We start from the raw sequence: 10227 nt of genomic DNA on the forward strand, positions 1-10227 counted from the left end.
CCGCCATGCGGTCGAGGTGCCGGCGAGCGACAAGGACCATCTGCAGACCTGGCTCTCCAACCGCGTCGGCCTGAAGCTGGTCGCTCCCGATCTCGTGGCTGAAGGCTTCCAGCTCGTTGGCGGCCGGTTGCTGCCGGCCGGCCAGGGCAAGGCGGCGATGCTGCTCTACGAGGACGCCAAAGGCGAGCGCATCTCGCTGTTCGTGACCGCCGAATCGGCCGGAAAGTCCAAGGGCACCTACGCGGCCGAGGCTGACGGTCCCGAGGCTGTCTACTGGCTGGACAAGGGCTATGGCTGCGCCGTCGTCGGCTCGCTGCCGCGCGAGCGTCTGGCGGCCGTCGCCAAGAGTGCCTACGGCCAGCTTCTGGCCGGCCTTGCCAGTTGAAAACCGGCGTTTTTCTGACATCGGCGCCATTCCGAAAACAGCGCGCCAGTACAGCGCTCCTTCAGCATTGGACCACTATTCAACCTGTCACAATTCGGCCCTAATCGAGGTGCGAAAGCGCTTGACGAATACCGGTGATTGCGCCGGTATACCGATGTTTCGACCGGGGCCGTTTCCACAATCCAATCGAGGTTTTCTGAAGCCCGCATGCCTGCCGAGATCCGCAAGGCCCGCGTGTCCGACGTCGATGACCTCGCCGCCATCGAGAAGGCCGTCTTTTCAAGCGACCGCATGTCGCGCCGCTCCTTCCGCCAGCTGATCGAGCGCGAGACCGCCGAAATGCTGGTTGCCGAAAGCGATGGCCGCGTCGCCGGCTATGCCGTGGTGCTGTTTCGCAAGGGCAGCGGCGTCGCCCGTCTCTATTCCATCGCCGTCGGTCCCTTCTTCGGCCAGCTCGGCATCGGCCGTCAACTCCTGGCGGCAGCGGAGGAGGCGGCCTTCGAGCACGACCGTATGATGCTGCGCCTCGAAGTGCGCGAAGACAATCATCGCGCCATCCGCGTCTACGAGCAGGCCGGCTACCGCAAGATCGGCCGCGAGCCGGACTACTATGAGGACGGCGCCACCGCGCTACGCTACGAAAAGACGCTGCGCGGCGACGTGCCGATCGCCACCATGGTGCCGTTCTATCCGCAGACCTGCGAGTTCACCTGCGGACCATGCTGCCTGATGATGGCGATGGCCAATTTTGACCACGGTTTCGTGCCCGATCCGGTGATGGAAATCCGCCTGTGGCGCGAGGCGACCACTGTCTTCATGATGTCTGGGCCTGGCGGTTGCGAGCCGTTCGGACTGGCGGTGGCCGGCTATGAGAGCGGGCTCGCGGCGGAGATATTCGTCTCCTTCTACGGCGCGCTGTTCCTGCAATCGGTGCGCAGCCAGGACAAGCGCCGGGTGATGGAGCTTGCCCAGGTCGACTTCCGCCGCCGCGCGGAACTTTACGGCATCCCGGTGAATTACCGTCCATTCGCCCTCGACGATATCCGCGCAGCGCTCGCCGGGGGCAAGCTGGTGCTGGTGCTGATCAGCGGCTTCCTGATGTTCGGCAAGAAGGTTCCGCACTGGGTGCTGGCGATCGGCGACGACGGCGACCATATCCTGATCCACGATCCCTGGGTCGAGGACGAGCGGCAGGAGACGATCCTTGATGCGGCCAATATTCCCGTGCCTTACGGCATCTTCATGAACATGGCGCAGTTCGGCCGTGACGGATTGCGTGCCGCCATCATTCTAGGGAAGCGCTGAAGACAATGACCTGGGTCATCCTTACCGGAAGGCAGAACGACCTCGACCAGGTGGCGACGCCGCACAAGATCATCACCAACCGTGATTATCTTGCCCATCCTTCGCTGTTTCGCGGCCAGCGGCCGAAGGTCATCAACCTGTCGAACAATTACGGCTACCAGAGCCGCGGCTACTATGCCTCGTTGCTCGCCGGTTCGCGCGGCCACAAGGTGATCCCGACGGTCGAGACCATGATCGACCTGTCGGAGCGCAAGCTCTACGAGCATGCGCTGCCCGAACTGGAGCTTGCGCTCAACAAATGCCGCAAGGATCTCGGCGGCGTTTTCCCGGCCAAGGTCGCCATCTTCTTCGGCATCGGCCCCTCCAAGGTGTGGGACCGTTTCGCCAAGCTGCTCTTCGACTGGTTCCGCGCGCCGGCGCTGGAGGTTCACATCAAGGACAGCGCCGAATGGGCCTCGATCCGCAAGATCGGCTTCCTGCCGCTGGCCCGCATGACCGATGATGAGGAAGCCTTCTTCCTGCAGTGCCTGGAGACCTACACCAACCGCGAATGGCGAGACACCAAGGGCCGCACCCCGGCGCGCTACACCTTCGCTACCCTGGTCGATCCGCATGAGGAATTGCCGCCGTCCGAGATTTCCTCGCTGCGTTACTGGGCGCGGATCGCCGAGAAGATGGGCGTCGAAATCGAGCCGATCACCAGGAAGGATCTGGCCAAGCTCGCCAACTACGACGCGCTGTTCATCCGCGAGACCACCTCGATCTCCAACCACACCTACCGCTTCGCCCGCCGGGCGCAACAGGAAGGCATGCCCGTCATCGACGATCCGCTGTCGATGATCCGCTGCACCAACAAGGTCTATCTGAACGAGCTGATGACCTACAACAAGGTGCCGGTGCCGCCGACCGTCATCATTGCCGGCACCTCGGATCTGGAGCTGGCAGCGCAGACGCTGGGCTTCCCGCTGGTGTTGAAGATCCCGGATTCCTCGTTTTCGCGCGGCGTCAAGAAATGCGGGAACCTCGAGGAACTGACCCGGCTCGCCACCGAATGGCTGGAGGATTCCGATCTCCTGATCGCGCAGAAATTCATCCCGACCGAATATGACTGGCGTGTCGGCGTGCTCGGCGGTCAGCCGCTGTTTGCCGTGCACTACCTGATGGCCAAGAAGCACTGGCAGATCGTCAACCACAAGGCCAATGGCAAGCCCGACCAGGGCGGCATCAAGACCTTCACGCTGAAGGAGACGCCGCATCATGTCGTCGAGACGGCGGTCAAGGCGGCGCGCTGCATCGGCGACGGCCTCTATGGCGTCGACCTCAAGGAGACCAAGGATGGCGTCTTCGTCATCGAGGTCAACGACAATCCCAATCTCGACCACGGCTGGGAGGATTCGGGCGAGAAGGACGAGGTCTGGGTGCGGCTGACGCAGTGGTTCCTGGACCGGCTGGAGCGGCCCGGGCGGTAGCGGCCGGGAACGGAATTGAGGAACTGGGGAACTGGGGAATTGAGGAACTGGGGAATTGAGGAACTGAAGAACTAGGGAAGTGAGGAACTGAGGAAGTTAGGACGGATGGCTGCGCTAGCCACTCAATTCTCCAGTTCCTCAATTCCTGTTCGCTCAAACTGGGGGAAAAGCATGCTGTTTTTCGTGATCGAGGATTTTCACGGCTGCGACCGCAAGGAGATCTACCGTCGCTTCCGCGACCGGGGCCGGCTGAAGCCGGATGAGCTTGTCGTCCACCACAGCTGGATCGCGGCAGATATGAGCCGCTGCTTCCTGTTGGTGGAAGCCGACGACGTCACGCTCCTGCAGCGTTGGGCCATCGAATGGAATGATCTGGTGGAGTTCGAGATCATTCCAGTCGCCACCAACAAGGACATGGTTGCGGCTTTGGCCGGGCATCTCTGACCGCAGCCATTTGCTTAATTTGGAGCGAACCGTCTAACCGCAGCTTAAGCCCATCATGCTACCCGCAGATATTGAGGGTTGCTTGGGGATTTTGAATAGATGATGAAGCTGTTTCAATCGGGAAGTTGCGGCCAGATACTATATTTCTGCCTGCTGCTTTTCCTTGTTGGATTCGATTTTGCCAAGGGCCCGATCGAGCATTTTCTGGTTGGAACAAAAGAGGGCATCCAGGATCAGGTCTACGCATCCAACGGCGCCAATATCGCCCAGAGCCAGAGGTCCTTTGTCGAAGGGTTGAAGACTCCCGATCAAGGCATGCATCCACAGCCGGAGTCGGTGCGAGAGCATGCCTCGGGCATGGTGGTTCAGGCGCTCGCCATGGAGGCAAAGAACTCCGCCATCGGAACGATCTACATCTCCATGCTCGTGGCGATGGGCTTCGCGACCATTGTTGCGATGATATGGATGGTGTTGGCGCGTGTGCGTGACATTGGCTGGCCAGCCACGGTGGGTTTCGGCGTTCTTGCTCCGAAACTGGCTGTCTCGGTTCTTCCGGGAAGCCTTCCGCCGCTTACCTTCGAGGTCCTGCAATACGGCTTCATCGCCGCGATCATACTGCTCGGGTTCGTGCCGGGCGGATTTGCCCATGGGCCTCGGGCCGAGCCGGTGAGGCAGGCCGTCGCAGCGGAACCGGCCCGGCGCATTCCAGGTCAATTCGGCCAAAGGATGCGACCGTAGGCTTACTACGGGGATGCTTGATCGGCGAAATTAGCCATAAGCGCCGGCGATCTGACGGCGCGCGCGCATTCCTCGATCAGCCAATCGCGGAATGCCGCCACAACGTCGCGCCGGGCGCTGCGCTCTGGGATCGTCAGGCAATAGGGCTGGCGCAGGTCCGCCGTGCGGAGGACCGGCCGAACCAGCCGGCCGTCTTCGAGCGCCTGGGCGCAGTAGATTCCCTGGGCGAGCGCCACGCCTAGCCCTGAAATGGCGAGGTCGAGCGCTGCCCGTGACGAGTTTGCCGACAGGCCGCGCCGCGCCGATCGGCCCGGATCGATCCCCGCCGCCTCGAACCAGTTGCGCCAGGACGGGAACGACGCGCCGGTCGGTCCCCAGTCCGTATGGATCAGCGGCAGGCCGGCGAGGCCGTCACGCTTCATCGCGCCGGTCAGCGCCGGCGCGCAGACGGGATAGACGGCGTCCCGGACGATGTCCTCGGTCGGGTGCTCGCGATAATGCGGACCGTAAGAGAGCCTGATGTCGATCAGCTCGCGGTCGAACGGCACCGGATCGTCGTCGCCCCTGAGCGAGATGTCGACGGCGCCGTGGCTGGCGACAAAGCCGGAGAGACGCTCGGAAAGCCAGCCCATCGCCATGGAAGGCGGCACCGACACGACGAGCCGGGGGCGGAATGCGCCGCCGCTGACCTCGCGCGAGACGCTGCCGATCTCCTGGAAGGCCATGGTCAACCTGGGCAGCATCTCCACGCCGGCTTCGGTCATCACGACGCGCCGGTTGACGCGATGGAACAGCTTGCGGCCCATCTGCGCCTCGACGGTGCGGATGAGCTGGCTGACCGCGGCCGCCGAGATCGACAGCTCTTCCGCAGCCGCGACAAAGCTCCCGGCGCGCGCCGCCGCCTCGAAGGCTTGCAGTCCTTTCAGTGAGGGTAGCGTGGCCACGGGCAATCCATAAGATAAGTTGAACTTATCTAGATTGCAGAAATCCTCATTTTTAGAAAGGTTTCTTTGTGGCTAATGTGCGTGAACAAAGTCGAGCAGCCGGAACGAACCATGGACCATCGCGACGTCATCGCATCGCTTACCAATGAGGAGCGCAGTCGCCTGACCGGCAAGTCGGACGGCCCGGGGCTCATTCAGCTCGCTGCCCATTTCGGCGCCATCCTGCTGCTCGGAGGCCTGATCGCCGCCAAGGTGCCGTTCTGGCCGTTGCTGATGCTACCGCAAGGCATATTGATCGTCTTCCTGTTCACGCTGCTGCATGAGACGGTGCATCGCACCGCCTTCGAGACGCAGTGGCTGAACGATGCCGTCGCGCGGCTGTGCAGCCTGGCGATCGTACTGCCCGCCGACTGGTTCCGCTATTTCCATTTCGCCCACCACCGCTTCACCCAGGATCCGGACAACGACCCGGAACTCGCCTTTCCGAAGCCCGAAACCCTGCGGCAATACATCGTCCAAGTTTCGGGTCTCCCGGTATGGTGGGGCCACTTCAAGACGCTCTACACCAACGCGACTGGTGGTGGCCATGAGACCTACGTGCCCCCGAAGGGGCGTCCGAAGGTGCGCGCCGAGGCGCGCGCCATGATCGCCGTCTACGCCGCCGTGCTGTTGCTCGCGCTCTGGTTCAAGGCAACGGTGCTGCTTTACGTTTGGATCCTGCCGGCGCTGCTCGGACAGCCGTTCCTCAGGCTCTATCTGCTCGCCGAGCACGGCCGTTGCCCCTTCGTCGCCAACATGCTGGAGAACACCAGGACGACGCTGACCAACTGGTTGGTGCGCAAGCTTGCCTGGAACATGCCCTTCCATGCCGAGCATCACGCCTATCCCGGCGTGCCATTCCATCGGTTGCCGGAGTTCCACGGGCTGATCGAGCGCCATCTCAAGTTGATTGAGCCCGGCTATGTCAGCTTCCACGAAAAGTACATCGAGACGCTACGCTGAGCGTTCTCCATTCATCCGGACCGGCGCAGAGCCGTCCCCGTTCTCAGCAGCCGGTTGATCTCCGCCGCCGTCGACGGCACGCCGATCAGGTAGCCTTGCGCCTCGACGCAGCCGGCCTCGCGCAGCATGTCGAGCTGCGCTTCTGTCTCGACGCCTTCGGCGGTGACGGTGATGCCGAGTTGCGCGCCGAGCCCGATCACTGCGCGCACGATCGCCGCGGTGTCGCGGTTATCGATGTCGCGGATGAAGGAGCGGTCGATCTTTATCTTGTCGACCGGGAAGCGCCGGAGATAGCCCAGCGAGGAGTAACCGGTGCCGAAATCGTCGAGCGCGATGCGGATGCCGAGATCGCGCAGCTGGCCGAGCGTCTTCAGCACAGTGTCGCTCTCGTCCATCAGCACCGTTTCGGTGATTTCGAGCTCCAACCGGTCGGCCGGCACACCGGAGAAGGCCAGCGCCGCAATCACGCTGCGGGCAAAGGTGCCGCTCTTGATCTGCACGGCCGAGACGTTGACGGCGATGCGCATCGCATGCGGCCAGCCCGCTGCCGCCGTGCAGGCCTTCCGCAGCGCCCAGTCGCCCAATTGCACGATCAGCCCGGTTTCCTCGGCGGCCGGTATGAAATCATCGGGCGACACCCGGCCGCGCGTCGGCGAATGCCAGCGCATCAGGGCTTCAGCGCCGACGACCTCGCCGGAGGGGATGTTCATGATCGGCTGGAACTCCAGCTCGAACTCGTGCCGTGGCAGCGCTGCCTCGAGGTCGGTTTCGAGCACCTGCCGCGCCCGCACCATCGCATCCATGCCGGGCTCGAAGAACCGGTAGACGTTGCGGCCCTCGCTCTTGCCGCGATAAAGCGCCATGTCGGCATTCTTCAACAGCGTGTCGGCATCCTTGCCATCGTTGGGGTAGAGCGCGATGCCAAGGCTGATGCCGACATGCATGTCGCGGCTCTTGTCGCGATAGGGCTTGCCGATGCCTTCGACAATGCGCTTGGCCAGCCTTTCGGCGTCGTCGGCGCCCTTGACGTTGAACTGGATGATGGCGAATTCGTCGCCGCCGAAGCGGGCGACGACATCCGTTTCGTTGCGCAGGCAGCGCTGCAGCCGTTCGGCCACGCATTTGAGCAGCCAGTCACCGGCCGGGTGCCCAAAGGTGTCGTTGACCGCCTTGAAGCGGTCCAGGTCGAGCGAGAAGATCGCCATCGGCGCGACCGTCGCCTCGCTCAAGGCCTTGTCGAGGCGCTCGCGGAACATCGAACGGTTGGGCAGGTTGGTCAGCGTGTCATGATGCGCGAGATGGGTCATGCGCTCTTCGACAAGCTGGCGCTCGGTGACGTCGTCGAAAGTTGCCACCCAGCCGCCGCTCATCGGTCGTCGTGTGACCAAAAGCGTCCTGCCATCGCTAAGGTGGCGGTATGTCGAGTGTATTTTCGCCGCTTTCCGGCAGGCTTCTGTCTTGGCGACTTCGCTATCGACATCGATCTTCGTATAGATGCCGAGCTCCACCAGCCGTTCGAGCGCGTCACGATGGGTCGTTCCCAGCGGGAAATCCGCGGCGGTCACGTTGTAGAGTTCCAGAAAACGCTCATTGCGGACAATCATCTTGCCGTCCGCGTCATACATCAGCAGGCCTTGCGACATGTTGGCCAGCGCTGCGTCGAAGCGACGATGCTGCTCTTTCAGCTCCAGCTCGGCGCGCCGCTGCACGGTGATGTCCTCGTAGATCGACACCCAGCCGCCCGAAGCCAGCGGCCGATGCGAGATGTCGATGATGCGGCCATCCGACAGCGTTTCCTCATAGGTCGAGGGCTTCCCCCCGTCGATATAGGGCTTGCGGATGGCGTAGAGATCCGCCGCGCTGTGCGAGGCGACGCCGATCTCGACGCTGTGCTGGAGGATGTCGAAGAAACGTATGCCGGGCCGCACGATGGCGGGGTCGAGGCAGAAGATGTCGAGGTAGTGGCGGTTGCAGATGATCATCCGCTCGTCGGCGTCGAACATGCATAGGCCGTGCGACATGTTCTCGACGGCAGCCGAGAAGCGTTCGTTCTGCTCGCGCAATTCGTCTTCGATACGCTTTGTCGGGCCGATGCCCGCCGCGCGGCGCCTGCGCGCGGGCGAACCAGCCTTGACCTGAGCGACGGGCATATTCGCGCCTGCGGACCGTGAACTGACCGGCTACTGTGGTAGTCTCCGGTTAATTTAGCGTTTGTTCAGCTGGCGGAATGCAGCGTAACCGTTGCCTGACGCCTCGCTTCGAGCGCCGTGAAGCGCTCGTCCTGGGAGGCCGTTTCAGCCCGATCTATGGGGTGACCGTTGCAACGGTTCTGTCCCTTGGCGCCCTCGCTGGGTGGCGCACAATCCGGTAGACCGCCGCCGGCGGAACGTTCAGCATAGTGCGTCCTATATGCGTTGCGCTGAGGCCTAATCCCTCAAGGATCGGTCGCGCGACCGGGCATCGCGGACCGTAGGTGAATTGGTAGAATGCCCCGCCAGGCTTCAGATGCGCGAAAGCCCCGTCGAGGATTGCTATCACCTTGTGGTCGGGCATGCTCAGCAGCGGCAAGCCACTGATGGCCGCCCCGACGGATGCCTCATTGCGGAATTTGATATCCCCCACGCGGGCGGCGTCCATGCGAAGCACGCGCGCCCGCGGAAAACGGGTTTCCAAATGCCGCGCGAAATTTGCGCCGTATTCGACGAGGGTGAGGTCTTCCGGCCGCACGCCTCGCTCGAGCAGTTTTGCCGTGAAGACGCCGGTGCCGGGCCCAAGCTCGATAACAGGACCGGTTCTGGAAGTGATGTCCTGCGTCATGATCCTGGCAAGCGCGCTGCCGGACGGTGCGATTGCCGCAACCCGGAGCGGAGCGGCAAGCCAGGACCGAAAAAACATCCAGAAATCGTTCTGCATCCACGTCCTCGGAAGAAGCCAGTGAGAATTCGACGAGGATCTGGATAGCGGCTGCTTGTGCACGGCACAGTAACAGAGGGCGCCAATGCATTTGCGGAGAACGCCAACGACAAAGGCGAACTCGGGGCAGCACCGGTTTAGTGCATGAGGCTGTCGGAAGCCGCCCGTTTCAGGCCGCTGAAGTTGAGTTCCCGCCAGCGGTTGGGGGTCGTGCCCTCCCACTCCCGGAATGCGCGATAGAACGAGCTCGCATCCTGGTAACCGAGCAGGCAGGCGACCTCGTCAATGTCGGCCGTTGGATCCGATAGTAATTGCCTGCCGAGTTCCTGTCGCGCCTCGACCAGAAGCTCGCGGAAGCTCGTTCCTTCCTCGGTGATTCGCCGCTGCAGCGTGCGTTCGCTCGTTCCAAGCTCACGCGCGATGTCGGAAAGCTCTGGTCTCCCACTCGCCAGATTTCTCTTCAGAACGATCTTCACCTGCTCGGCCACGGAGCTTTTTGCCAGAAGCTCGCCCAGCGCTGCAGCGAGCGCCGGTGTGAGGATATCAAGAAGCTCGGGGTTGTGGCCGGGAAAAGGGCGATCGAGATCGCTGGACCGCAGGACCAGCAGGTCGCGCCGGACGCCATAGCGGACCGGACATCCGAAGTAGTCCCGGTGTACGTGGCTCTCAGGATCGGGACGCGTGAGTTCGACACGCCAGGGCGTAAGATGCTGTCCCGTTCCCCGTCGGCCGAGTTCGACGACCATGGCAAAGGCGACGTCGGTGGCAATCGCGGGCGCCGGCTCCGTGGCGTAAAGCCATTCGGAGTTTATCGTGCATTCGCCGGCCGCTTCGGCAACATTCAGCTGCTCGGGCGTGCAGAGCCGCTTGAAGCGCGCGATGCGGGCTATGCCGTCACGGTAATCTCGCGCGTGAAAGGCGGCCAGCGTGGAGGGTGGATGGATTGCGGTGTCGGCGGCCTGGACCAGCTTTATGCCCAGAGTCGGTTCCGCGGACAGTTCTTCAAGGGCCCGCCAGAGCGCGAAAT

General features: G+C 62.9%; 10 protein-coding genes. 6 read left to right on the forward strand and 4 right to left on the reverse strand.

Features of this window, described 5'->3' with window-relative positions; genetic code table 11:
* From EN742_RS12295 to EN742_RS12315, 5 genes are all read left to right on the forward strand, one after another.
* A partial coding sequence (locus EN742_RS12295) for an anti-sigma factor (protein WP_148670088.1) occupies positions 1-385 on the forward strand: 385 nt, incomplete at its 5' end.
* Positions 386-592: 207 nt separating this feature from the next.
* On the forward strand, positions 593-1690 hold the full coding sequence (locus EN742_RS12300; RefSeq protein ID WP_128332851.1) for a peptidase C39 family protein: 1098 nt from the start codon (positions 593-595) through the stop codon (positions 1688-1690).
* 5 nt (positions 1691-1695) lie between these two features.
* Positions 1696-3159 (forward strand): RimK family protein, encoded by a 1464-nt coding sequence (locus EN742_RS12305; protein ID WP_126055706.1) that lies wholly within the window; start codon positions 1696-1698, stop codon positions 3157-3159.
* 105 nt (positions 3160-3264) lie between these two features.
* The gene (locus EN742_RS12310; RefSeq protein WP_245455535.1) at positions 3265-3603 is read left to right on the forward strand and encodes a DUF3303 family protein; all 339 of its coding nucleotides are present in this window, start codon (positions 3265-3267) and stop codon (positions 3601-3603) included.
* A gap of 99 nt (positions 3604-3702) precedes the next feature.
* The gene (locus EN742_RS12315; RefSeq protein WP_126055705.1) at positions 3703-4341 is read left to right on the forward strand and encodes a hypothetical protein; all 639 of its coding nucleotides are present in this window, start codon (positions 3703-3705) and stop codon (positions 4339-4341) included.
* 5 nt (positions 4342-4346) lie between these two features.
* Here EN742_RS12315 and EN742_RS12320 read toward each other — a convergent pair whose 3' ends face one another.
* A complete protein-coding gene (locus EN742_RS12320; protein WP_127406354.1) occupies positions 4347-5285 on the reverse strand; it encodes a LysR substrate-binding domain-containing protein in 939 nt (312 codons plus the stop codon).
* Between the two features lie 111 nt (positions 5286-5396).
* On the opposite strand from EN742_RS12320, the gene EN742_RS12325 reads away from it, so the two are divergent.
* Positions 5397-6287, forward strand: coding sequence for a fatty acid desaturase family protein (locus EN742_RS12325; protein WP_127421254.1), 891 nt, complete (start codon positions 5397-5399; stop codon positions 6285-6287).
* An 11-nt stretch (positions 6288-6298) separates the two neighbouring features.
* Here the strand turns inward: EN742_RS12325 and EN742_RS12330 are convergent, their stop codons facing one another.
* The 3 genes from EN742_RS12330 to EN742_RS12340 all read right to left on the reverse strand — a co-directional run.
* A complete protein-coding gene (locus EN742_RS12330) occupies positions 6299-8437 on the reverse strand; it encodes an EAL domain-containing protein (RefSeq protein WP_128332852.1) in 2139 nt (712 codons plus the stop codon).
* Positions 8438-8591: 154 nt separating this feature from the next.
* Positions 8592-9200, reverse strand: coding sequence for a methyltransferase domain-containing protein (locus EN742_RS12335; protein WP_126059161.1), 609 nt, complete (start codon positions 9198-9200; stop codon positions 8592-8594).
* Between the two features lie 137 nt (positions 9201-9337).
* Positions 9338-10227 (reverse strand): AraC family transcriptional regulator (locus tag EN742_RS12340; RefSeq protein ID WP_148670089.1); only part of this gene is annotated, 890 nt, incomplete at its 5' end.

It is taken from the genome of Mesorhizobium sp. M4A.F.Ca.ET.020.02.1.1, assembly GCF_004022645.1.
Classification (GTDB): domain Bacteria; phylum Pseudomonadota; class Alphaproteobacteria; order Rhizobiales; family Rhizobiaceae; genus Mesorhizobium.